At 49.7% G+C, this 24,455-nt stretch carries 22 protein-coding genes; 12 read left to right on the top strand and 10 right to left on the bottom strand.

What is annotated here, in order from left to right:
- The first annotated feature begins 51 nt into the window (after positions 1–51).
- Positions 52–1,932, top strand: coding sequence for an NAD(+) synthase (gene nadE / locus K3G39_RS07700; protein WP_220625608.1), 1,881 nt, complete (start codon positions 52–54; stop codon positions 1,930–1,932).
- A gap of 172 nt (positions 1,933–2,104) precedes the next feature.
- A complete protein-coding gene (lgt, locus tag K3G39_RS07705; protein WP_220625609.1) occupies positions 2,105–2,947 on the top strand; it encodes a prolipoprotein diacylglyceryl transferase in 843 nt (280 codons plus the stop codon).
- A 66-nt stretch (positions 2,948–3,013) separates the two neighbouring features.
- On the opposite strand, the gene K3G39_RS07710 is transcribed toward lgt, so the two are convergent.
- A complete protein-coding gene (locus tag K3G39_RS07710; protein WP_255594112.1) occupies positions 3,014–3,859 on the bottom strand; it encodes a hypothetical protein in 846 nt (281 codons plus the stop codon).
- A gap of 123 nt (positions 3,860–3,982) precedes the next feature.
- Between K3G39_RS07710 and K3G39_RS07715 the strand changes: the two genes are divergently transcribed.
- Positions 3,983–4,378 (top strand): VOC family protein, encoded by a 396-nt coding sequence (locus tag K3G39_RS07715; protein WP_220625611.1) that lies wholly within the window; start codon positions 3,983–3,985, stop codon positions 4,376–4,378.
- Between the two features lie 84 nt (positions 4,379–4,462).
- Here the strand turns inward: K3G39_RS07715 and K3G39_RS07720 are convergent, their stop codons facing one another.
- From K3G39_RS07720 to cdd, 3 genes are all read right to left on the bottom strand, one after another.
- The gene (locus K3G39_RS07720; RefSeq protein ID WP_220625612.1) at positions 4,463–5,803 is read right to left on the bottom strand and encodes a hypothetical protein; all 1,341 of its coding nucleotides are present in this window, start codon (positions 5,801–5,803) and stop codon (positions 4,463–4,465) included.
- A gap of 228 nt (positions 5,804–6,031) precedes the next feature.
- Positions 6,032–6,667: an alpha/beta hydrolase gene (locus tag K3G39_RS07725; protein WP_220625613.1), complete on the bottom strand. Its 636-nt coding sequence runs from the start codon at positions 6,665–6,667 to the stop codon at positions 6,032–6,034.
- A 97-nt stretch (positions 6,668–6,764) separates the two neighbouring features.
- Positions 6,765–7,247, bottom strand: a complete 483-nt coding sequence (gene cdd, locus K3G39_RS07730; RefSeq protein ID WP_220625614.1) for a cytidine deaminase — start codon at positions 7,245–7,247, stop codon at positions 6,765–6,767.
- 127 nt (positions 7,248–7,374) lie between these two features.
- Here cdd and K3G39_RS07735 point away from each other — a divergent pair, with 127 nt between their 5' ends.
- The gene (locus K3G39_RS07735) at positions 7,375–8,709 is read left to right on the top strand and encodes a saccharopine dehydrogenase family protein (protein ID WP_220625615.1); all 1,335 of its coding nucleotides are present in this window, start codon (positions 7,375–7,377) and stop codon (positions 8,707–8,709) included.
- Between the two features lie 35 nt (positions 8,710–8,744).
- Here the strand turns inward: K3G39_RS07735 and K3G39_RS07740 are convergent, their stop codons facing one another.
- The 5 genes from K3G39_RS07740 to aroQ all read right to left on the bottom strand — a co-directional run bounded on the left by K3G39_RS07740 (position 8,745) and on the right by aroQ (position 12,737).
- Positions 8,745–9,404, bottom strand: coding sequence for a tRNA1(Val) (adenine(37)-N6)-methyltransferase (locus K3G39_RS07740; protein ID WP_255594113.1), 660 nt, complete (start codon positions 9,402–9,404; stop codon positions 8,745–8,747).
- Between the two features lie 440 nt (positions 9,405–9,844).
- The gene (rnhA, locus tag K3G39_RS07745) at positions 9,845–10,309 is read right to left on the bottom strand and encodes a ribonuclease HI (RefSeq protein ID WP_188502868.1); all 465 of its coding nucleotides are present in this window, start codon (positions 10,307–10,309) and stop codon (positions 9,845–9,847) included.
- A 152-nt stretch (positions 10,310–10,461) separates the two neighbouring features.
- On the bottom strand, positions 10,462–11,028 hold the full coding sequence (locus K3G39_RS07750; RefSeq protein ID WP_220625617.1) for a MarC family protein: 567 nt from the start codon (positions 11,026–11,028) through the stop codon (positions 10,462–10,464).
- Between the two features lie 113 nt (positions 11,029–11,141).
- Positions 11,142–12,203: an aminotransferase class V-fold PLP-dependent enzyme gene (locus K3G39_RS07755; protein ID WP_220625618.1), complete on the bottom strand. Its 1,062-nt coding sequence runs from the start codon at positions 12,201–12,203 to the stop codon at positions 11,142–11,144.
- A gap of 81 nt (positions 12,204–12,284) precedes the next feature.
- Positions 12,285–12,737: a type II 3-dehydroquinate dehydratase gene (aroQ, locus tag K3G39_RS07760; RefSeq protein WP_220625619.1), complete on the bottom strand. Its 453-nt coding sequence runs from the start codon at positions 12,735–12,737 to the stop codon at positions 12,285–12,287.
- A 126-nt stretch (positions 12,738–12,863) separates the two neighbouring features.
- Here aroQ and xerD point away from each other — a divergent pair, with 126 nt between their 5' ends.
- From xerD to K3G39_RS07795, 7 genes are all read left to right on the top strand, one after another.
- On the top strand, positions 12,864–13,763 hold the full coding sequence (gene xerD, locus K3G39_RS07765) for a site-specific tyrosine recombinase XerD (protein ID WP_220625620.1): 900 nt from the start codon (positions 12,864–12,866) through the stop codon (positions 13,761–13,763).
- Positions 13,764–13,928: 165 nt separating this feature from the next.
- A complete protein-coding gene (locus K3G39_RS07770) occupies positions 13,929–15,581 on the top strand; it encodes a beta-N-acetylhexosaminidase (protein WP_220625621.1) in 1,653 nt (550 codons plus the stop codon).
- A gap of 148 nt (positions 15,582–15,729) precedes the next feature.
- Complete coding sequence (locus K3G39_RS07775) at positions 15,730–16,704, top strand: YjgN family protein (protein WP_220625622.1); 975 nt, start codon at positions 15,730–15,732, stop codon at positions 16,702–16,704.
- A 46-nt stretch (positions 16,705–16,750) separates the two neighbouring features.
- Positions 16,751–17,776 carry a M48 family metallopeptidase gene (locus tag K3G39_RS07780; protein WP_220625623.1) on the top strand — a complete coding sequence of 342 codons (1,026 nt, stop codon included), beginning with the start codon at positions 16,751–16,753 and terminating at the stop codon, positions 17,774–17,776.
- A gap of 220 nt (positions 17,777–17,996) precedes the next feature.
- Complete coding sequence (locus tag K3G39_RS07785) at positions 17,997–19,031, top strand: quinone-dependent dihydroorotate dehydrogenase (RefSeq protein WP_220625624.1); 1,035 nt, start codon at positions 17,997–17,999, stop codon at positions 19,029–19,031.
- Positions 19,032–19,611: 580 nt separating this feature from the next.
- On the top strand, positions 19,612–22,224 hold the full coding sequence (locus K3G39_RS07790) for a DNA translocase FtsK (RefSeq protein ID WP_220625625.1): 2,613 nt from the start codon (positions 19,612–19,614) through the stop codon (positions 22,222–22,224).
- A 30-nt stretch (positions 22,225–22,254) separates the two neighbouring features.
- On the top strand, positions 22,255–22,899 hold the full coding sequence (locus K3G39_RS07795; RefSeq protein ID WP_220625626.1) for an outer membrane lipoprotein carrier protein LolA: 645 nt from the start codon (positions 22,255–22,257) through the stop codon (positions 22,897–22,899).
- Between the two features lie 77 nt (positions 22,900–22,976).
- Here the strand turns inward: K3G39_RS07795 and K3G39_RS07800 are convergent, their stop codons facing one another.
- Positions 22,977–23,375, bottom strand: a complete 399-nt coding sequence (locus K3G39_RS07800) for a hypothetical protein (RefSeq protein WP_220625627.1) — start codon at positions 23,373–23,375, stop codon at positions 22,977–22,979.
- A gap of 172 nt (positions 23,376–23,547) precedes the next feature.
- Between K3G39_RS07800 and pyrF the strand changes: the two genes are divergently transcribed.
- The gene (pyrF, locus tag K3G39_RS07805) at positions 23,548–24,378 is read left to right on the top strand and encodes an orotidine-5'-phosphate decarboxylase (protein WP_220625628.1); all 831 of its coding nucleotides are present in this window, start codon (positions 23,548–23,550) and stop codon (positions 24,376–24,378) included.
- Positions 24,379–24,455: the final 77 nt, after the last annotated feature.

Consider the following 24,455-nt stretch of genomic DNA (forward strand, 5'->3'; position numbering starts at 1 on the left):
TGGCCGCCAAAGCTTAACTTGCTTCCGTATTGTTGCGTTAGAAAACACACTATGGAAGAAACTAAACTGATACTGGCGGGGGCTGCCCTGAATCAGACCCCACTTGACTGGGAAGCCAACCTGCTCAATATCCGATCTGCTATCATTGAAGCCAGCACCCGCAATGTGGACATCCTGTTGCTGCCTGAGCTTTGCATTACAGGCTACGGCTGCGAAGACATGTTTCTGCACCCCTGGTTTGCAGATGAGACATTCGACAAGCTGCTCCAGGTAAAAGAGTGGTGCGATAACATGACGGTGTGCCTGGGTGTGCACGTGATCATCGGGCAGGATGTTTTTAATACGGCTTGCGTTATCAAAAACAAAGAGATTATAGGCTTTACGGCTAAGCAGTTTCTTGCCCGTGATGGAATACACTACGAGCCCCGCTGGTTCACGCCGTGGCCAGCCAATGTAGTAGAGGAGTTTGAGATGAAGGGCAAGCGTTACCCGATCGGCGATATTGTATATGAAGAGAATGGTGTAAAATATGCCTTTGAAATATGCGAGGATGCCTGGCGAGCCAACCGCCCGGCCGAGCGCCACATGCAGAAGGGCGTGCAACTGATCCTGAACCCGAGTGCCAGCCACTTTGCTCTGAGCAAGACGGACCTGCGCCATCGCCTCGTAGTGGAAGCCTCCAAGAAATATCAGTGCGCTTACCTATATGCTAACCTGCTTGGAAACGAGTCGGGTCGTGTGATCTTTGATGGCGAAGTACTGATTGCCCAAAACGGAAAGTTGATTCGCCGTAATGAGCTGCTGTGCTTTAAGGACGTAGACCTGGAGTGCGCTGAAGTTAGCTTTGGCCCTAGCCCGGTAATAGCCGAAACAATTGAGTACCTGCCGCCCATTGATGAGAATGCCGAACTGATTGCTGCCCTGAGCCTGGCATTGTTCGACTACATGCGTAAGAGCCGCAGCCGTGGTTTTGTGCTTTCGCTGAGCGGTGGTGCCGACTCGTCGTGCTGCGCTGTGGCTGTGGCCGAAATGGTGCGCCGTGGCGTCGACAGCCTGGGTGTGACAGGTTTTGTGACCAAAGCCCGCATGTTTTCGCTTAAAGATGCCGAGTATTTTGAGGGATTACCGCAGGACCAGGTGGTAAGGCAGTTGGTAGGTCGTATACTCACCTGTGCTTACCAGGGCACTGTCAATTCTTCTGAAGCCACTTATACCTCAGCCAAAGAGCTGGCTGAGTCCCTCGGAGCTGTGTTCCACGACTGGACCATCGATGAGGAAGTGAAGGGCTATACCTCAAAAATAGAGGGTGCGCTGGAGCGTGATTTAACCTGGGAGCAGGACGACGTGACTTTGCAGAACATTCAGGCCCGTGTACGTGCTCCTGCCATCTGGATGCTGGCCAATATCAAGAATGCCTTGTTGCTGGCAACCTCTAACCGAAGCGAGGCGGCCGTGGGCTATGCTACCATGGATGGCGACACAGCCGGCAGTATTTCCCCGATAGCAGGCATAGACAAAGCCTTCATTCGCCAGTTTTTGATCTGGATGCAGGAGGAATTAGGCTACCTGGGGCTGGACTATGTGAATAACCTGCAACCTACAGCCGAGTTGCGCCCTTCTTCTGAAAACCAGACGGATGAAAAGGACCTGATGCCTTACGAAATCCTGAACATGATCGAGCGGCTGGCCTGGTACGACCGACTCTCACCGCAGCAGGTAGTAGATAAACTCGAAGGAGAGAACGTAGCACCGATTGAATCACTGAAGGGCTATGTACATAGGTTCTATACCTTGTGGTCGCGCAATCAGTGGAAACGTGAACGCTATGCCCCGGGCTTCCACCTCGATGACTATAATCTGGACCCGAGAAGCTGGCTGCGTTATCCGATCCTGAGCGGCGGGTTTCGGGAGGAACTCAGCAAGCTGAAATAGGAGCATAAACTTATACCTGTAAAAGGCACTATCCTATACCTGTGAGAGCAGGGCAGGAGGGTGCCTTTCTCTTTTGCAGCAATACCTGTGGATAAATATACTTATACCTGTCTGGCGCTGATTTTTTAGCTTTGCTAAATATTGTAACTTTGGCAGAACCATACCATTGTATATGAGCATTCTGAACTATATAACCTGGGATGTAAGTCCTTCCATCTTTTCTATCGGCTCCTTTGAGGTGCGCTGGTACGGCCTCCTGTTCGCACTGGCTTTTGTGTTCGGACAACGCATCCTGACCAAAATCTATGTGGCTGAGGGCCGCACAGAAGGTGATGTGGATGTGATCACCCTGTACATGATCATCGGCACAGTTGTCGGCGCGCGTTTAGGCCATACCTTGTTTTACCAACCTGAGTATTACCTGAGTAACCCGATTGAGATTCTTAAAATCTGGGAAGGCGGACTGGCCAGCCATGGTGCTACTATTGGTATCTTGCTGGCTTTGTGGCTGTTTAGCCGCAAACATCATTTTGATTATATGTGGGTGCTGGACCGGATCGTGATTGTGGTAGCATTGGGCGGTGCGCTCATCCGACTGGGGAACCTGATGAATTCTGAAATTTTTGGTCGTCCGACGGACCTGCCGTGGGGCTTTATCTTTGTGCGTCAAAGCGAATACTCGCACGTGCCGCGCCATCCAACGCAGTTGTACGAATCATTCAGTGTATTCCTGCTGTTTGTGCTGCTTTACTGGCTCTGGAAAAAATACAAAGAAGCCCTGCCAAAAGGTTTGCTGTTTGGCATTTTCGTAACAGCTCTGTTCACGTTCCGTTTCCTGGTTGAGTTCCTGAAAGAGGTGCAGGTAGAAAAAGAGACGACAATGGCACTGAACATCGGCCAGCAGCTGAGCATTCCGCTTATCATAATTGGTTTGATCATCCTCCTCAGGGTATGGCGCAATCCGAAACCGGCTTTGCCTGGCGGGAAACCTGCCCGGGAAGTAGCCCGAAAGTAGACTTCAGTTTAGAAACAGAAACGGCCAGCAAGTATGCTGGCCGTTTTGCTTTTATGAAGATCCGGTTTAGTCTAGGCTATACCTGAACAGGCCGCCGTCTTCGCTTGTGATCACGAGGGTATTTTCATTTTCGAATGCCACTGCCTCGGTTTGCCCGGCTTCCTTGATATTCACCTTCTGATAATCGCCTTTGTAGAAGGCAGCTGGTTCACCCACATTTTGGAAAATGTGCAAGCCACCTTCACTCACGAGCGCCACCCTACTGCCATCAGCGTTGCTGGCTGCGCCAGTTACAGGTACACCCAGTTTATGACTGCCCAGCAATTTGGCCTTGTACTGACCGCCGCTGTCGGGCAACTCGTATACCTTAGCTGTCTCCTTTCTACCCCTGTCCTTCGACACCAGGTATAGCTTGCCACCCTGCCAGAAAATGGCCTCCACATCGTAGTTCATATCCTTTTTGGAAGGCGGAAATGCTTTCTGGTCTTCGTAGGTATACCGGATTGCCTCAATCTGCTCTGGCTTGTCGAGTTGGAGTTTGTAGATGGCCAGCTCCTTGCGCTTGTTGTTGTTATTGCCCGTATCGGCTATGTAGATGTTCCCTTTGCTGTCAAGCGCCAGGTCTTCCCAGTCCACATTGGGCAGATTCAGTTTAATGGTCTCTATTAGTTTTCCTTTACGATCTATCAGGTAGAGGTGCGGTTTGTTACCTGCATCGTTGTGCGTGATGTAGGCGTCCCGCTCAGGTATAAACTCAACCCCGGAGCTTTCACCTATCGGAGAACGTAGTGTTCCCATCCGGACCAGTTTGCCAGTAGCCGCTTCGGGATTGGTGACGTTGTCGGTAGGCCGCCCCAAGAAGTAAAAGAGGGCCACCATCACAGGTAAAAAAAAGGCTAGTATTTTCAGCATGAGCTTCATAAGGTTCTTTTAAACAAAGGCACGTTAAGGTATAACGGAAAGCAAAAGCCCTGTGGTTGCGTACAACCTGTAAATACCCGTTTTTTTACCGGAAAACTGTTTTAAACCGTGGTGATGGAGATAAAGAAGATAAAAGAAACCTGCCTTTACATAGACGATCTGGAACGTAGCCGTCAGTTTTATCATGGAATATTGGGATTGCCTGTGATCGGAGAGGTGAAAGAACGCCATATTTTTTTCAGGGCTGGTGAGTCGGTGCTGCTCTGCTTCCTGCCGGAGGCTTCCAGGAAAGGGGGAACGCTGCCTCCGCATTTTGGCTCGGGACAGCTGCACCTGGCTTTCGAGGTTAGCCGGAATAATTACGGTGACTGGAAAAGTAAAATAGAGAAGGCAGCTATACCTATAGAACAGGAATATGATTGGGGACGAGGTTTCCTGTCGTTCTACTTCCGCGACCCGGACCAGCACTTGCTGGAAGTTGTAATGGAAGGGATGTGGGAGAAAGACTGATGCACCACGCCCAGGTATAGCCTGTAAAAACAAAGCCCCGGCGTATTGGCCAGGGCTTTGTCGTATCTCAAAAGCGGGGAATGCTTATTGCAGTCGTGCCTGAATCTCTTCGATTAGACCGTCGTAGCGCTTCAGCAGACGACCCCAGTCTTTGAAGTCTTCATCGTCTTTCACACTAATGTTGCGCGCCGTGTTGTTCTCACGCTCGTGGCGCTGGCTCACGATCTTCACCACATAGGTTAGGTCGTTGGAGTTACCGCCGCTGCTCACAATCACACGGGTGCGGATCATGTTCGCGCCGTTAAAGTTCTGCACCTGCCAGGCACTGGTCAGGTAACCTGTGTTGTAGTCTACCGTCTCCAGCACATCAAAACGCTTGGTAATGATCGAGCTCAGGATTCTCCAGGCATCAGCCGGGTCAACAGTTTTGTTTATAGGGATAGTGATGCGCACATTGGCCATATCCGAAGAAATAGAAGAGGTATAGGCCTCGTCTACGGCAAGTTCTACAAATTCTGTTGGCTCCGGAGCCTGCATGTTTTCCTGGTTGCAATAGTTTTTGATATAACGTATGAAACCGTCTTTGGTCACGCGCACTTCTACGCAGCCGTTCTTAGGCACTTTCAGGTCGTATTTGCCCACACCTACTACTTTGCCGGCTACCTCGATGTTGGCATCAGCCGGAGAGGACGTGATTTTCACCAGACGATCCTCGAGCAGGGCGCGGCTACGAAGCGGAGGTAGCGGGTCAGTGGCTGGTTTGTTGCAGTATACCTGCACCACTTCTGCAAATCCATCCTTTGTTACGGTCACTGTTACGCAAGTACCGAAAGGTACGCTCACGTCTGTGTTGCCACGGCCGCTTACCACACCGTTCAGCGCTACAGAGGCATCAGCCGGAATCACTTCCAGGCGCACCTGGCGGTCTTTCAGTTCAAAAAAGTCTTTTACAGGAGGTGCTTCACGATCTTTCTGGTTGTAGTATACCTTCGTTTGTGGCGCAAAACCGGGCTTTTTAACCTCCACATTCAGGAACTTGTCTTTCTCCACAACCAGGTTGATACGCTTTGTACCAGCCAGGCGACCGTCAATGTAAATCTCTGCATCGTAAGGTTCTACACTAATGTCGATCAGGCGGTTAGCCAGCTCAATTTTTTGCTCTTTATCCCACTTCATCGTGCGGGGGAACTCACGGATCACGGGCTCATAGCCCTCTTTTACAACAGCAATGCGGTTACGGGAGTCTTTGTTCAGCTTCAACTCGATACCGCCGACGCCAAGCTCAGTTACAGGGGTATTGTCCGCATCGTTCAGCAAAAAGAATTTAGCATCGGGGAAGTTAGCGGCGATGTTAATTTTGCTTTGTGCAAAAGAAGAAAACGCCAGAAGGCAATAAATGAAGGATAAGTAGAAAATTCTCCTCATAAGAAATAAGTAAAGTGAGTAATTATAAAAAAGGTTGGTTGCAGTTTTATCACTGCAAATTTAATTAAAATTATTTAAATTTATATATAAGGATTTGTGTATCAATGAAAATACCTAAAAGTGGGTACTCTTTAATTGCTATAAATAAACGTGTAGCAGGTGTTATGAGAAGGAGAAAAATAAGCCTCTGGAGACGTATTTCTGCATTGAAAAGTACGTATTTTAGGTTTATTTTAGCTTTAGCAGCAGCTCAGGTGAGATAGTATGGCCTCCGTCGAAGGTATAAACTTGTGGCGAAATGCCGAGTCGGTTCATGACCTGATGTTGGTGCTCCAACTTTTCCGGCGTGATAAACTCGTCCTGCGTTCCGTACACCACATCCACCGGTATACCTGCAAACCCCTTTTTGCCTGACTCAAAAGAGATATCTTCGGGGAAAGAAGCGGCCCAAAGCACAAGGTGGTGGTAAGGCACCTGCCTGGTTGCCAGCCAGCGGCAAACCGTAGCGCCTCCCTGCGAAAAACCCAGGACATGCACCCGCACATCGGTTGGGACTTGCAGCAAGATTTCCTGCAGAAGCAAATTCAGATAAGCCGACTGGTCTTCTATTTCTGAAAGCCGGTCTTCCTTCGTCATCCAGGTAGCACCTACCCGTCCTGAAAAACCATCCAGGTAAAAGCGGGAAAGTCCTTCTGGTGCCACCACTAAAGTTGCGCCATCATCCAGCACGGCAAAATGGCGGAGGAAGTAGCGGGCCAGCTGCCCATAGCCATGGCAAACTACCCAAACATCACGGGTATGTTTTGAGGGCGTTCCCAAGGTATAGTAGCGTGCCGTACGTGGCACTGTCAGCTTATGCTCCATGGTGGTATTGCGTGAGTGAGTTAATGAATGAGTGAATTGTATAATGTTCATGGAGAAAAAATCACTCCATCACTAACTCACTCATTCACTCAATTTATTAAAGGTGTTCTTTTGTGAACTGGAAGGGCAGGAGGTCGGCTACGCTGCGTAGGCGGTAGAACTTGTCTTCCGGGCCCTGTAAGAGCACAAGTATAGGTTCACCTTGTTTGTACTCGTACTCAGCCATCACCTGGCGACAGGCGCCGCAAGGCATGGCCGGTAGAAAGTGCTGTTCACTTCTACGGCGGGCCGTTACGGCGATCAGCTTTATCTTTTTGTTCGGGTGGTTGGCGCTCAGGGCGAACAGAGCGGTACGCTCGGCACAAAGGCCGGAAGGGTAAGCCGCATTCTCCTGGTTGTTTCCTTTGAACATAGAGTTGTCTTCAAGCACGAGGGCAGCGCCTACCAGAAAGTTGGAATAGGGGGCATATGCATCGTTTGCCGCTTGTTGAGCTAGCGACATCGCCTCGCGCTCCTGTTGGGTAAGTTCGTCTGCCGAGAGTACGTCGATGCAGATATGTATATTCAGCTCACTTGCCATTTAAGACCTTGTAGGTATAAAAATTAGAAAAGGGCTATAAATTTAACGGAATATTCTGATAAAACAATGCAAAAGATTGGCCTTGCAGGGGGTAATTGCTAAATTCAAACGCAACGATACGAATACTATGAAGAAAATACTTTTACTCGGGGCCGGTCGCTCCGCCTCTTCGCTTATCTCATACCTGTTACAACACGCTCCCACTGAGAACTGGCACATCACCATCGGCGATATTAACGTGGATCATCTCCGGGATAAACTCGCGCAACTGGATTTCGCTGATGCCATTGTTTTTAACGTGCACGACGATGCGCAACGCGAAGCAGAGGTAAGCAAAGCCGACCTGGTGATTTCGCTTTTGCCGGCAATCTTTCACATAGAAGTAGCCCGTGAGTGTATGAAACAGGAGAAACATCTGATCACGGCGTCCTACGTTTCACCGGAGTTCAGGGAGCTGCACGAAGAAGCGAAGCGTAAAAATCTGACCATTATGATGGAGTCCGGCCTTGACCCAGGTATAGACCACATGTCGGCAATGTCCGTGATACAGCGGGTGCAAGGTATGGGCGGCAAGATCACGTCTTTCAAATCCTATACGGGCGGACTGGTAGCGCCGGAGTCGGATAACAACCCCTGGAACTACAAGTTCAGTTGGAACCCGCGCAACGTGGTGCTGGCAGGGCAGGGAACGGCCAAGTACATCAAGAATGGCGAGTATAAGTACATACCTTACCACCAGCTTTTTAAGCGAACTGATGAGCTGTATGTGGAGGGCTATGGCCATTTCGACGGTTATGCTAACCGCGACTCGCTGAGCTACCGGGAGCATTATGGCCTACAGGATATCCCGACCATGCTGCGTGGTACGTTGCGCCGTGTTGGTTATTGCGATGCCTGGCACGTGTTTGTGCAACTGGGTTTCACTGACGATAGCTATGACCTGGAAGGTGTGGCCGGTATGACGTACCGAAGCTACCTGGAAGCATTTCTTCCGCCTGCTGCTTCTGCCGATGAAACGCCGCAACAGCGCTTGTGCCGCTACTTAGGTATAGCGCCTGAAGGTGGGATCATGGAAAAACTGGAATGGCTCGGCTTGTTTGAAGAAACGCCCTTGGAGATGCAGGCCGCCACACCGGCGCAGGTGCTCGAAAAAATACTGGTTGGCAAATGGAAGCTGGAGCCCGGCGATAAAGATATGATCGTAATGCAGCACCTGTTTGAGTACGAACTGAATGGCGAGCAACACGAACTCACTTCCTCTTTGGTGGTGCTCGGCGACGATGAAGTACAGACCGCTATGGCCAAAACCGTAGGCTTGCCGGTAGGTATACTGGCGAAGCTCCTCCTGCAAGGCAAGATTGAAAGACGCGGCGTAGTTATACCTATTCACCCGGATCTATACGAACCCGTGTTGGAAGAGCTGAAAGGGTATGGCGTTGATTTTGTGGAGGTAGAAAAGTAGAAGCGGCGCATTAGCAGGTATAGCCGCTGGCAGTTTCAGAAAATGAGGTAGTAATCCCGCAGTAGTGCTGTAAAGTCAGCAGTATAAGTTGTACCATCTTCTTCCCGAATATCCAGCTTTTTGTAAGTTATCTGTTCTGTAGGCTCAAAGCTATAGGTCTGCACATGGCGAATGCACTTGCCCCCCGTGCGGGTATAGACCTCCAGCGTTTCGGCCAGGTATAGTGCGTGCGCCTTGGCGAGTTCAGCAAAGTGACTGGCCTCCGCTGGCGGCAAAAGCAGGTATAGCTTGCCGTCTTGTGTCAGGTGCTTCTGTGCAAAAGTCAGGATATCTTCAAAAAGCAAATTGCCGGTATGTTTGGCTGCGTTTTTAGCAGCATTACCAGATTTGAGCGAAGCCAGAAAAAAGGGCGGGTTCGACAAGATAACATCGTACTGCTGCGTGCAGGTTTTGGCAAACTCCTGCAGGGGCACTGGGTATAGGTTCAGCCGATCCGCCCACGGACTCACAGCAAAATTCTGCACCGCCTGTACCTGCGCCTCCGGGTTTATTTCCACGGCTTCAACTAGCGCCTCCGACCGCTGCGACACCATCAGTGCCAGCAAACCTGTTCCTGTGCCGATGTCCAGTATCCGCTTCGTCTGCCGCACCTCCACATAAGCCCCAAACACACAGGAGTCCGTGCAAACCTTCATCGCACACTGATCTTGGTTAATACGGAACTGCTTGAATTGGAAGTAGGTATTGGACACTGGTCGGAATGAGTAGTGGGTAATAATGAATAATTCTTAAGCTCTCTTCTGGAATCGCTTTGTGAATAAGAGGAAGGAGCTGTTAAAGAGAATAATGGCGCTCGCAGAAATAAAAATACAGTCGGGATTCTTGAAGGTATGAGTTAAGCCATATCCTATAAGAAATAGCAGTGGCGTACTGCAAAAATAGATCGTGCTTATTAGTGTTTGTCTCTTCAATAGGACAAACACTCCAACAATGATGTAAATGAAAAGAGCAATTATTAACAATATAATTGCCACATATACTGCCGCGACTAATCCATCTAAAGCAATCATATTCTTTGGCTAATCATCTTTATCCACTAACCAATTTTAATCACTTCGAGTTAAACTGCTATTAATCACTTCGAGTTAAACTGCCCTGACTCAAACCCCTCGTCAATCAACAAGTTCGGCGATAACGCACTGGCAACAGCTAATTCATCGCAGCGCTCGTTTTCGGGGTGGCCGGCGTGTCCTCTGATCCAGACGAAGCGCACATTATGCTTGGCATATACCCGCAGGAAACGAGCCCACAGGTCGCCGTTTGCTTTTCCAGCGAAGCCCTTCTTCTGCCAGCCAAAAACCCAGCGCTTCTCCACCGCATCCACTACATATTTGGAGTCAGAGTAGACTGTGACAGGTATACCCGGTTTAGTAATCGCCTCGAGCCCCACGATCACGGCGAGCAGTTCCATGCGGTTGTTGGTGGTTTTACGGAAACCGGCAGTCAGTTCTTTTTCGTGGTTTTTCCAGCGCAGGATGGTGCCATACCCACCCGGACCCGGATTTCCACGTGAAGCCCCGTCTGTAAAAAGCTCGATCATATTTTATTTTTGAATGAGTGGTGGAGTGAATGAGTAAGTATAAAAATGATGTGCCATTGATTGAGTAAAGGAGTGATTTTTAAAACTTCTACCTTATTGTAAGGCCATTCGAAATTCAAAATTATTCACGCAATCTCTCATTCACTCTTTAATTAAATTGGTAGGTTCGTTTTGAATAGTTTGATGGCGATGGCCAGCAGGATAACACCAAATACTTTGCGGAGCACGTTGGCGCCTGCTTTGCCGAGTTTGCGCTCCAGCCATGCCGAAGCTTTGAGCACGATGTAGACGAACAGGAGGTTCAGAACTATACCTACCAGAACATTAGGCAGCGAGTAGGCAGCCCGCAACGAAAGCAGTGTGGTCATGGTGCCGGCTCCTACAATCAGCGGGAAAGCCAGTGGCACGATCGAACCGCTTTTTACTTCCGGGTCGGAGTGGAAAAGGTCTTTGCCAAGGATCATCTCCAGACCGATCAGGAAAATGATGATGGCACCAGCCATCGCGAAGGACTCAAAGTCGATGCCGAACAGTTTCAGGATGCCATCGCCTACAAACAGAAACACGATCATCAGGACACCCGAAATGATCGTTGCTTTCTCAGACTCTATTTTACCCTCGCGTTTGCGGAGGTCGATGATAATGGGGATAGAGCCGAGGATGTCGATTACCGCGAACAGGATAAGCGTAACTGACGCGATTTCCTTGAAACTGAACATGCTTTAGATTGTTGATGGTTAACTGTTAAATTGTTCTTTCAGCAAACTGTAAGATACAGGTATACAGCAGATTGCATTGTGCAAACATTTAACAAACCGCAAAGGTAATGTTCTTAGGCGTAATAATGCAGGAAAAATCGCTTTAGCTCTTCGTATTCTTCGTTGTCGATGGCCGGGAAATTGGCTACCCGGAAAGTATTGCGCTGCCACGGCCCGTAGCCATTGCCCAGCCGGATGTTGTGGTGCAAAGCCCGTTTCTTGATGTCCTCCACCAGTCGCTCGTTCGCCTCCAGCACCAGCACCGTTTTAGAACGTACTTCCTCGTTCTCGATCAGCAACTTAAAATCAGTAAACTGCCCGAAGAACTCGTACAACTCGTGAGCCCGGTCAATCAGGTCAATGTCGGTTTGCTTGATAAAAGGCCTGTCCTCGAGCATACGCTTGAGCAGGTATATGTTGAGTGTGTTTGGCGTGTGCACGGTCTGATAATTCAGCATCTTTTCGTAGAGCGATACCAGACTGTTGTAATGGTTGCGCTCGTTCATTTGCTTGGCCCGGAATATGGCACGTGGGGAACAAATGAGTATACCCAGTCCCGGCGGCAGACCAAAGCACTTCTGCACAGAAGCAAACCAGATATCGGCTTTGATATATTTCAGGTTAAGGCCAGCCATGGAAGAGGTGGCATCCACAGCGGTGAGCGTGTCGCGGAAGCGGTTGTGCAAATTGAGGATGGACGCAGCCGATACCTGCGTACCATTGGAAGTCTCGTTCTGGGTAATGCAGATCAGTTCGGTATCGCTACTGATATCGAGTGCCTCCACCGGCATGGCTTCGTTGATGTCGAAACGGATACCTGCTGCCTCCGGGCGCATTTTTTTGGCATACTCGTACCATTTCTCCCCAAAAGAGCCATTGTAAATATGGAAGCTCTTCTTCTTGGTGAGGCTTTGGATCAAGATTTCCCAGCATTCAGTTGCCGAGGAGGTAAAGAAAATAGAATAGTCCTGCGGAATGTTGAGACGACGCTTGAGCGAGCCCACCACCGTGCGCGATAACTGTACAAATTGTTCTCCGCGATGCGGAGCACCCAATATACCTTCATCGTACGCATCCACAAGGTAGCTACGCACTTCCGGGTAAATCTTAGACGGTCCTGGAAAGAAATTCAACATGGAGGTTAATATAACGAAAGTATAGTATGCCTACTATATACGAGTGCAATTATTTAGTGAACGAACTTTACTGTTATCACGCTATTTTTTGGAGCCAAAACCGATTTGCTTTGGTTTCATGCGCTCAAAATACTGCAGGGCCATTCTATAACTCTCCAAACCAAAGCCCGTGATCACGCCCTTGCAGAAAGGGGCCAACATACTTTTGTGGCGGAAGGCGTCGCGGGCGTATACATTGGAAATGTGTACTTCAATCACCGGTGTCTCAATCGCTTTGATGGCATCGGAAAGGGCCACTGAGGTATGGGTATAGGCGCCGCCATTGAATACGATGCCCTTGTAGCTGAAACCTACTTCGTGCAGCTTGTCGATGAGCACACCTTCCGTGTTGGACTGGAAATAGGATAACTCCATGGCCGGGAATGCCTCCTTGAGATCTTCAAAGTAAGATTCGAATGACTCGGAGCCATAGACGGATTTCTCGCGAATACCCAGCAGGTTCAGGTTTGGGCCGTTCAGGATCAGGATTTTCATAGTTCTGGGGTATCGTAGTGATTTCAGCTCAATTAAGCGTTTGCAATTTAAGGATTAACTATCTTTGCTTTGTTTTTTTGACAAAAGAAAGTTTTGTCAGCGCCTCTTTTGCCCAAATCTTAACTTATGAAGTGGTCCATTTGCATTACCCAGTTCGAACAGTACCTGCGCCTCGAAAAGTCGCTTTCCGGTAACTCCGTGGAGGCTTACCTGCGTGACATCCGCAAACTGACCGATTTTATGGAGATCAAAGGTATAAGGGTACAACCCGAGCAGATGACACCGCCTATTCTTCGGGAGTTTCTGGAATGGGTGGCTGGCCTGGGTATGACGCCACACTCGCAGGCACGTACATTATCAGGTATACGGGCCTTCTATAAATTTCTCATCATGGAGGATCTGATCACCGCCGACCCGACCGAGACGATTGAAGCTCCAAAACTGAGCCGCAAACTGCCCGACACGCTGCACTTCCATGAGATTGAGCAATTGCTGGCTGCCATCGACTTATCTACACCGGAGGGCACGCGTAACCGTGCCATGTTGGAGACGCTCTATAGTTCCGGCTTGCGTGTGTCAGAACTGCTGGACCTGAAACTGAGCAACCTCTACGAAGACATGGGCTTTCTGAAAGTGGCCGGTAAAGGCGACAAAGAGCGACTGGTGCCGATCGGGCGTGATGCGCTGAAACATATACAACTTTACCGCGATCGCGTGCGCTGTCACCTCACCATCAAAAAAGGACACGAAGATTTTGTGTTCCTCAACCGCCGTGGTGCCAAACTCACACGCGTTATGGTGTTCACGATCATCAAAGACCTGACGGCTAAAGCAGGTATACAGAAAACGGTGAGCCCGCATACCTTTCGCCACTCTTTCGCTACACACCTGATCGAAGGCGGCGCCGACCTGCGTGCTGTGCAGGAAATGCTGGGCCACGAGTCCATCACCACCACCGAAATCTATACCCACCTCGACCGCGATTACCTGAAACAGGTGATTAAGGATTACCACCCGAGGAGCTAGGGGGTTGTAGCGACGTTACATCGCGACGTCGTTTCCAATATTGTGGGCCGTCATAAATTATGGCCGCCTGTAGAGACAGATCGCGACCTGTCCGAATCGTTCCCCTGCACATTAAACCAAGCGTTACGCCATAAGTTAATAGACAACACCGTTTCAAAAACCCACATGCGAACTACCCTTTTTCGAACACTCACAGCTGCACTACTTTTCTTATCCATACCTTTTCTGGGCGCTGCTCAATCCGTTGATGACATAACGCCTATACCTGTTGAGGTGATCAAAGAGGCGAGAGGGCATGTGAGTATTGACGGGAAAACCCAGATCGTCTTCGACAAGCAGTTTGGAGCGCAGGCTGATTTTCTGAAAGAAATGCTGGCCACACAAACGGGCCTGAATCTGCCCGTATACCCGAACACAGAAACTAAGCCAAAAACCAGTCACCACATCCAACTAGTCTCCGACAACAAGACCATCGACAAAGCGGAAATGTATACCTTAGTTGTTTCCGGAAAAGACGTGACGATACGGGCCAAAGACACAGGTGGCATGGTATACGGCATCCAGACTTTGCTGCAGTTGTTCCCGCTCAAGCAGGTAAAGGAAGTGAAGATCCCGGATGTGCAGATCAAGGACTATCCGCGATTTGCTTACCGGGGTATGCACCTGGATGTGGTGCGGCACATATTTCCGCTGGAGTTCATCAAAAAGTACATCGACTACCTTGCCTTTCATAAGTTTAACACCTTTCACTGGCACCTTACTGACGACCAGGGCTGGCGCATCGAAATGGAGTCTTACCCGAAACTGAACACCATCAGCTCGTGGCGCAAAGAAACGCTGATCGGGCACTTCAAAGACCAACCGATCAGGTATGACGGCACCCGTTACGGCGGTTTCTATACTAAAGATGAAGTCCTGGAGGTGATCAATTACGCTTCTGTGCGGGGGATTAACATTATACCTGAGATCGATATTCCCGGCCACAGTCGTGCGGCCATTGCTGCTTACCCGGAACTCAGCACCCGTCCCGACACCACCTGGAACGTAGCGACAACCTGGGGAATGTACAACCGCCAGAACAACGTGCTGCAACCTAATCCGGCAACCTTCCAGTTTCTGGAGACTGTGTTTCAGGAAGTAGCCGACCTGTTTCCGTATGAGTACTTCCACCTGGGCGGCGACGAAACCAGCAAGAAGTGGTGGAAAGAAGATCCCGTGTCGCAGGCTTTCATCAAAGAGCACAACCTGAAAGATGAGAAAGGCCTGCAGACCTATTTCGTGGAGCAGGTAGCAAAATACCTGGCCGCAGAGGGCAAGAAAGTGATCGGCTGGCATGAGATTCTGGAAGGCGACCTGAGCACCTCTACCCTGATTATGAACTGGGGCGGAGAAAAGGAAGGTATAGCGGCGGCTACCCGCGGCCATCAGGTAATCATGTCGCCGGGCCATCCGCTTTACTTCGACCACTACCAGTCCAAAGACCCGAACGACAGCCTGGCCATACACGGTTACAATCCGTTGGATGCGGTTTACAATTTTGAACCGGTACCAGCCGCCCTCCGCGAAAAGAAACTGGACCACTACATTATCGGGGCACAGGGGAATTTGTGGACCGAGTATATCGGCAGCACCGCCAAAGTGGAGTACATGATCTTTCCGCGTATGACCGCCCTGAGCGAGGTGCTATGGTCGCCGCGTGAGAAAAAGGACTTTACGGATTTCAAGCGAAGACTGAAAACCAGCATTATCCCACGCTATACCTTCTGGGGAGCAGAATATTTCCCTCACTTTGAGAAGTGGACGATGAAGCAGAAATAGAATCCTAATATTTGTGGTCAAAAAAGCAGGTTAGTTATAGGCAGTTACTGAAATTTACTATATTTAAAAGCTGTAATAACACAGGCTGTGTCTCATGCATGGCCTGTGTTATTTTTTACAATTATTTTCAACCTATTTCCAAGCATTTATGACAACAACTTTACTCGAAAAAGAAAAACAGATTACCCATTTCTCTTTTACCGGCAAGGGTACAGAGTACTTTGCCATCGAAATTGTAAATCTCCTGCTCACAGTTTTTACGCTAGGGCTTTATTACCCCTGGGCAAAGGCCAAGTCCCTGCAGTATCTGTACCGTAAAACTGAGTTGGCCGGTACGCCCTTCGTTTTCCACGGCACCGGCAAAGAAATGTTTATCGGCTTTATCAAAGGATTAGGGATTTTTGTAGTGCTTTACGGCATTCTGATGTATGGTGTCTTTTCAGAAGATCCTGGTACCTTTCTGATCACGTATGGTATATTTATGCTGGGTTTACTGATGCTGATGCCTTTGGCACTGCACGGTATGATGCGCTACCGCACATCCCGCTCGAGCTGGCGCGGCATCCACCTGGGCTACCGGGGCGAACTCTCCGACATGTATGCAACATACCTGGTTGGCTTCTTCCTCACCATCCTCACATTGGGCATCTACGGCTCGTGGTTTGTAGTGAAGCTACGCAAGCAGATGATCGACAACGTGCGTTTCGGCAATGTAAAGCTGCGCTACGTAGGCGATGGTGCCGACCTATTCCTGATTCATCTGAAAGGATTTTTCTTTTCCATCTTTACATTGGGCATTTACTTTTTCTGGTACACAAAAAACTTACTTTACTTTTATGTGAACAACATTGTGGTGTTGCAGGAAGACGGTACTTACAGCCGCCTGCAGTGCCATGTTTCGGGTTGGGAAGTGTTGAAGCTGACGGTTGGCAATCTCCTGATCGTTATTTTCACGCTGGGGCTAGGTATACCGCTGACCACTACCCGCACGATGTCGCTCATTATGAACAACACCGTGATGAGCGGGCATTTTGATGCTGACGCCTTGGTACAGACCGAAGAAGCCTACGATTCGGCTACGTACGAGAGCATGACGGATATGATGGATATTGGTGTGATCTAACATGATATTTGAAGGGAAATACTATAATGGGCAAAGCTCCAAAGGCATGCCGGCTCAGATCGCTTTGCTGGCAGACGGGCTGCGCATTGACTACTGCGCTGACGAGGTATGTGGCTCTGTGCATTGGGAATTGGCAGGTATTCACCAGTCGGAGTTCAATGATGTGACCACGCTGCTGCGTTATGGAAAATTCCCGCAACAAAGTATTTCAGTTGTAGACAAAGGATTTAAGGAAGCGCTGCAGCAACACTACCAGGGGGCAGCCTTCCTTAAATCCGGCTACAACAGTGTATTAAATTGGGGCTTCTCAGGTATAGCCATCATGGCCCTGAGTCTGCTGGGCTTGCTGGTAGCCTTTGTCATCTGGGGTGTGCCAGCCCTCGCTGATCGGGTGGCCATGCATTTCCCTCAAAGCTACGAACGCCAGCTAGGTGAGCAACTCTATGCCAAAATGCTGCAGGGCTACCAGGTGAACGAAGAAAAAACGGCAGCATTAAATGAGTACCTGAGTGAACTGGAGACCGATCTGGATTACCCGATCACTGCTGCCGTCGTGACCAGCGACGAGGTCAATGCCTTTGCTATACCTGGCGGCTATGTGGTAGTGTATGAAGGTATACTCAACAAAATGGAGCATCATGAAGAGCTAGCCGCTTTGATGGGGCACGAGCTGGCGCACGTCCAGAAGCGTCATTCGCTACGTGCCTTGACGCGAAGCCTTTCGTACTATATGCTGGCATCGGTGCTGTTTGGTGATGTGAGCGGGGTAGCCGCCGTACTGGTTGACAACGCCTCAGCCTTGCGCAACTTAGAGTATAGCCGCAGTCTGGAACTGGAAGCCGACCGGGAAGGACTGGAGCTGCTGCACCGGAATGAGCTAAACCCGCAAGGTGTCATCCTGCTCATGGAGCGACTGCAGAGGGGCAGTGAATCAGAGATGCTCGATTTTATAAGTACGCATCCTAACACAGGAGAGCGTATGAAGGTGTTGAATGAAATGATAGGAGAGGGAGAGCAACCTTATAAAAAGAATCCGGAACTGGAGTGGCACTGGGAAAAGTTGAGGCACTAAGCCAGGTATACCACAAAGACCTAGCGATGTGCGCGACTCACGCGAGTGTCTGAACAAATGCGGAATAACAGCGGAAGAGAGGTACAGCTATGTCTCTACTCTATACTGGCGGCTCTGAAGTCACCGCGAGGTCGATCTGAACCCGCTTCAGAATTCTTAAGCGTTGTATGGTTTCACTTTCTATCTTTGCAGGCAGCTAACCTTAACCAAAATCGCTGCCGTGTATAAGAGCCTCCTTCGTCCGCTGCTTTTCAAATTAGACCCTGAGAAAGTACATTACCTTACCACCGACGCCCTGCGCACGGCTTTTAGTCTGCCTTTTGCGAAGAGTGTCAGCCGTGGTATGTTCCGGGTCGAAGATAAGCGGCTGGAACGGGAGCTGTTTGGTTTGAAATTCCCTAATCCGGTAGGTCTGGCCGCCGGCTTTGATAAAGATGCAAAGTTGGTTGATGAGCTGGCTGAGTTGGGTTTTGGCTTTATCGAGATCGGTACGCTCACCCCAAAAGCACAGGAAGGCAATCCCAAACCGCGTCTTTTCCGTTTGCCGGAAGACCAGGCCATCATTAACCGCATGGGCTTTAACAACGAAGGCGTGGAGGCAGCCGTGAAGCGTCTGCGGGAGCGAAAAAGCAACATTCTGGTAGGCGGCAACATCGGTAAGAACAAAGTAACGCCAAATGAAGAGGCGCTCAACGACTACCTCTACTGCTTCAAAGCGCTGTACGATGTGGTGGATTATTTTGTGGTGAACGTGAGCTCGCCCAACACCCCCGACTTGCGCGCCTTGCAGGAAAAAGAGCCGTTGCAGCAATTACTCATGGCCTTGCAGGAGCTGAACAGTTCGATGCCAAAGGCTAAACCACTGCTTTTGAAAATCGCTCCGGATCTGAACAAAGCTCAATTAAATGATATTATCGAGATTGCCATAGCTGCCAAGCTAAGTGGTATTATTGCCACCAACACCACCATCAGCCGCGAAGGACTGCATACCTCAGGAAGTCGTGTTTCCGAAATAGGAACTGGCGGCCTGAGCGGTAAGCCCCTCACTAAACACGCCACCGAAATTATCCGCTACCTGCGTCAGCACCTGCCGCAGCAGATTAAAATTATTGGTGTGGGTGGTATTATGACGGCCGAAGATGCTGTTGAAAAGTTAGAGGCTGGTGCCGATCTGGTGCAGCTGTATACTGGTTTTATTTATGAAGGTCCGACGCTGGTTGCAAGTATAAATAAGAAGTTGCTGAAGCAGGGATAAGTGGTTCTTCGCTTTGCAGCGGGATGGTTGGTAGGTATAGCTACTGCTATTTGCAGATATAGCGGGTTGTAATGTTTTATAGCTTCGCCTGTGCGGCGGGCACTCACTTTTTATCTTGACACAAAAAGTTAGCAAAAAAATCAAGACTTCCCAAATCGAGGGCCCCTACCCTCACTCGTTGAACGCTCAAACACTGAGTAGTCATTTAGGTGCACCTGGCTCAGTGATTTATTTCATAGCCTAAAGGGCAAGTTACTCTTGCCATACCTGCCAGTGGTGTTTACTATGGAGCTATACCTAGAAACTGGCAGTAGTAGAAGTCCCCATTTGAAGGGGACATGGGGATGTTAATCGTGCACGAGCATCCTGTCAATCCTATAATTGTGATTCAGACAATAATCTAAGCAGTCACAACTCCTCCTCTCCTCAACCTTATCTTCAAAACCTCCATATTTTCCAAACTTTCCGGCTTCTTACTTCCTATTCTTAATTTTTAGCACATTTCTCCAAAAGCCTTCGGATTTGCTGAGCGGCGTGTGCCGAAATAATGTAAATTTGGAATCTTAATTAGTTGAAGGGTATGGCAAAGAACACTTACAGAAACGATGCGGTGAGCACGGGAAGGGCGAGGAATGAAGTGCGTGGCCGTAATGAACCACGCGGTACTGCTGCTGCCACTGAAAAAACCAAACAGAAAAAAACAAAGAAGCCTTTTTTTAAGCTGCCGTCTTTCCGGTTCAACCTCAAGGCGCCCGCTTTCCTGACCGATCGGCGCTTTAAGCTGTTCATCGGATTTTCTTTTCTGCTGATCGCCTTCTTCATGACCATTGCATTCGTGTCCTACCTCTTCACTGGGCAGGCCGACCAAAGTGTAGTGGAGTCGGTGCAAGGCACGGGCCTGAAGGAGTCGGGGCAGGAGGCGGAGAACTGGCTGGGACTGTTCGGCGCCTGGGTTTCCCATTATTTCATCTATGACCTTTTAGGTATAGGAGCTTTCTTCCTGATCCCGATCGCATTCTTTGCCGGCAGCCGCATTGTGTTCCGCTGGAAGACTATCTCTATGTCGTACGTGCTGGGCCTCTCCACTTTCTCGATGCTGTGGCTGAGTTTGACGCTGGGGTACATCGTGCTGACTACGAATACAATAGGTAAGCTAGGCTTTTTGGGCGGAGGTATAGGTATAGAAACCGCTACCTGGCTGAGTAGCCTGATCGGCTGGGGCAGCGGTCTGCTGCTGGGCTTCCTGTTACTTATTTTTCTGGTATTCTTCTTTAACATTACGAGCTTCAACTGGAGCAAACCAGCTGCTGAGGGAGACGGTGATGTAGAAATTGAACGTGGAAGCGCTTCTTCGCTGCGCGATGTGGTGCACGGCTCGGCCCGCAACATCAACCACAATGCCGACCCGACCGCTTCGCTCGATGCTGAGGAAGAGGAGGATCTATACCTGGCCGAAGAAGAGGAAGAAGCCATTAACCGTGCGCTGGAGATGGAACTGAGTTCGCTTAAGCCAGAGCCGCCAAAACCTGCTACACCGGCACTAGCGCCAACGCTGGAGCTCGATATTGAGACCGAACTGGAAGAAGAACTGGCCGAAGCTGAGTTTGACACCGCCGAGGGAGAAGAAGAGCTGGACCTGCAGATTGAAAAGACGCCGGAAGAAGAAGCCGCTGACGTGCTGGCCACCGAAAACTATGACCCGACCCTGGACCTGGCTCGTTACCAATACCCAACCATCGACCTGCTCAATGACTACGGCGCCACCAAAGTGTCGGTGACAAAAGAGGAACTCGAAGCCAACAAAGACAAAATTGTGGCCACACTCGGCCATTACAACATAGGTATAGCGAGCATCAAAGCGACCATCGGCCCGACTGTGACGCTGTACGAAATTGTGCCGGATGCCGGGGTGCGTATCTCCAAGATCAAGAACCTGGAAGATGATATCGCTCTGAGCTTAGCTGCCCTGGGTATACGTATCATCGCGCCTATACCTGGCAAGGGCACGATAGGTATAGAAGTGCCGAACACTAAAAAGGAAATGGTGTCGATCAAGTCGATCCTTTCGACGGAGAAGTTCATGAAGAGCGAAATGGACCTGCCTATCGCTTTTGGTAAAACCATCACCAATGAAGTATTCATTACCGACCTGGCCAAAATGCCGCACTTACTTATGGCGGGTGCCACAGGTCAGGGTAAGTCCGTTGGCCTCAACGCCATCCTGACTTCACTGCTCTACAAGCGCCACCCTTCGCAGCTTAAGTTCGTACTCGTGGACCCGAAAAAGGTGGAATTGTCTCTGTTCAACAAGATTGAACGTCACTTCCTGGCCAAGCTGCCCGATACCGATGAGGCGATCATCACCGATACCAAAAAGGTGGTGAATACGCTCAACTCGCTCTGTATGGAGATGGACATGCGCTACGACTTGCTCAAGGATGCTGGCTGCCGCAACCTGAAAGAGTATAACCGCAAATTTGTGGAGCGTAAGCTGAACCCGAAAAAGGGACACAAGTTTATGCCCTACATCGTGTTGGTGATAGACGAGTTGGCTGACTTAATGATGACGGCCGGTAAAGAGGTGGAAACGCCGATTGCCCGTCTGGCGCAACTGGCCCGTGCCATTGGTATACACCTGGTAGTCGCCACGCAGCGTCCGTCAGTGAACGTGATTACAGGTATCATCAAAGCGAACTTCCCGGCGCGTATTTCTTTTAAAGTAACATCGAAAATCGACTCCCGCACTATTCTGGATGCTGGTGGCGCCGACCAACTGATTGGTCAGGGCGATATGCTTTTCTCGATTGGTTCAGACATGATCCGTATCCAGTGCGCCTTTGTGGACACGCCGGAAGTAGACCGCATTTGCGACTTTATTGGCGAGCAACAGGGGTATAGCGATGCATACCTGTTGCCGGAGTTTGTGGGTGACGAGAGTGGTAACGAAAAAGCTGATTTCGACTCCAGCTCCAAAGACCCGATGTTCGAGGAAGCAGCACGCATTATCGTGCAGCACCAGCAGGGCAGTACCTCGCTCTTGCAGCGTCGCCTCAAGCTGGGCTACAACCGAGCTGGTCGCCTGATCGACCAATTGGAGTCCGCAGGTATAGTGGGGCCATTTGAGGGAAGCAAGGCCCGCGAAGTTTTAATTCCGGACGAGTACAGTTTGGAACAGTTATTGAATACGCTCTAGGAAAGAAAACCAAGACACTTAACTACTGACATGAAACGAGTATTATCCCTTTTGCTGGTCGTAATGTTGTTTGCTAACCTGGCGCACGCGCAACAGGACCCTAAAGCAGGCAAAATACTGGACCAGATGAGCCAGAAGTACAGAAGTATGAAAGCTTTTAAAGCGACTTTTGCACAGACACTGGAGAATCCTTCTTCCAAAATGAAAGAGACCATGCAGGGCAATATCCTGGTTAGCGGCCCGAAATATAGATTGGCTGTGAGCGGTCAGGAGATCATCAGCGATGGCAAATTAATGTGGACCTATTTGAAAGAGGTGAACGAAGTGACCATCACAGAAACCGACGCGGAAGCTGAGGCCATGGCACCGAGCAAGATCTTCGACATGTATAAGAAAGGCTACAAGTACGCTTATGCTGGCACTGAGAAGCAAGGCGCTGATACATTTGATGTGATCGAGCTGGCTCCGGAAGACCGCAGTAACCCGATTTTTAAGGTACGCCTCTACATCAACCAGAAAGATAAATCGCTTAAGAGCTGGCAGATGTTCCGTAATAACGGCAGTCGCTATACCTATACCATCAATAACTTCCAGGCCAATCCAGAACTGGCCTCTGATGCCTTCAGCTTCAACAAAGCCAAGTACAAAGGCGTGCAGGTGGTAGACTTACGATAACCCAACCAATTTATGATAAAAGGAAAGAGCTGCTCTGTTAGGGCAGCTCTTTTTTTGTTGCTGGTTTACAAAGATACTCAAGAGGCTTTGACTTCTATGGTTGCGACAATGAACCCCACCTGCGGGGTGGAGCGGAATCTTAAGGTATAAGTTCCTGCCTCGGTCGGGTGAAAGCTATAGGTAGCTTTGCGGATAGGCAGATCATCGGTGCAGACGTTTCCTTTATACTTTGCCACAACCCGTATGACTGTTTCCTTGCTGGAAGAACTTACATCAAAAGAGCCGAACTGACCACAACCACCGTTAACCTGAAAGTAAACATCAACAGTTACATTTTCACCTACCTGTGCTGTTGCAGGAGCTTCTACGCGCACAATAGGAGCAGGTCGCTCCTGTACCGCAGGTTCAGCATCCTCCTTAGAGCAGCCGGTAGCAAACAAGAGAATTAAAGCGGAGATGCACAGGAGTCGTATCATTTCATTATGCTATAGGTCTATTCTGTAGAGCCGTTTAATGGTAAAATGGTTGCAAGGCATGGTAGATCGAGCAATGCGATTCAATTAGTGGTTGGAGCAGGTATAAAAAATTTGTAGCTGCCTCTAAATAAACTAGCTTTGCTATACCTGAACTTTAGCTCCTATACCTATCATGACCAGAGAAAAGCTGTTTGAGCAGATACTCCAGAAAAAATCATACCTGTGCATTGGCCTCGACACCGACCCCAAACGCCTTCCCGAGCACCTGCTCGACCACGAAGACCCGGTGTTTGAGTTTAACCGCCAGATCGTAGAAGCGACTGCCGACTTGTGTGTAGCCTACAAGCCAAATATTGCTTTTTATGAAGCACAGGGGCCGAAGGGTTGGGTGAGTCTGGAAAAGACGCTGGAAGTTATACCGGATGAAATTTTCACAATAGCGGACGCCAAGCGCGGCGACATAGGCAACACCTCGGAACTGTACGCCCGCGCCTTTTTCGAAACCATGAATTTTGACTCCATTACAGTAGCGCCTTATATGGGTGCTGATTCGGTGAAGCCGTTCCTGGTGCAGCCCGGCCGTTGGGTGATCTTGCTGGCGCTAACCTCCAACCCTGGCAGCAAGGACTTTCAGATGCTGAAGCTATCAGACGGCAACGAAGAGTACCTGTTTGAGCAAGTGCTGCGCGAGAGTGCCAACTGGGCCAGCGTAGGACAGATGATGTATGTGGTTGGCGCTACGCAAGGCGAGTACATCGAGCGGGTGCGGGCCATTGTGCCCAACCACTTCCTGCTGGTGCCGGGTGTAGGTGCCCAAGGCGGCAGTCTCGAAGAGATTTCACGCTTAGGTATGAACCAGCAGTGTGGCCTTCTCGTCAATTCTTCCCGCGCCATCATCTACGCCTCCTCTGGCCGCGACTTCGCCGATAGAGCTCGCGAGGCAGCTTTAGAAGTACAGAAAGAAATGGAACAATACCTGGAACAATATGTAACGCATTTGTAATATAGTTCAGCAGGTAGGGACTGCTTACGATTTAAACCGCCATACCTCAGCAATGCAGCTGAGGTATGGCGGTTTCA

Origin of the sequence: Pontibacter sp. HSC-14F20 (assembly GCF_019599265.1) — a bacterium.
GTDB lineage: Bacteria > Bacteroidota > Bacteroidia > Cytophagales > Hymenobacteraceae > Pontibacter.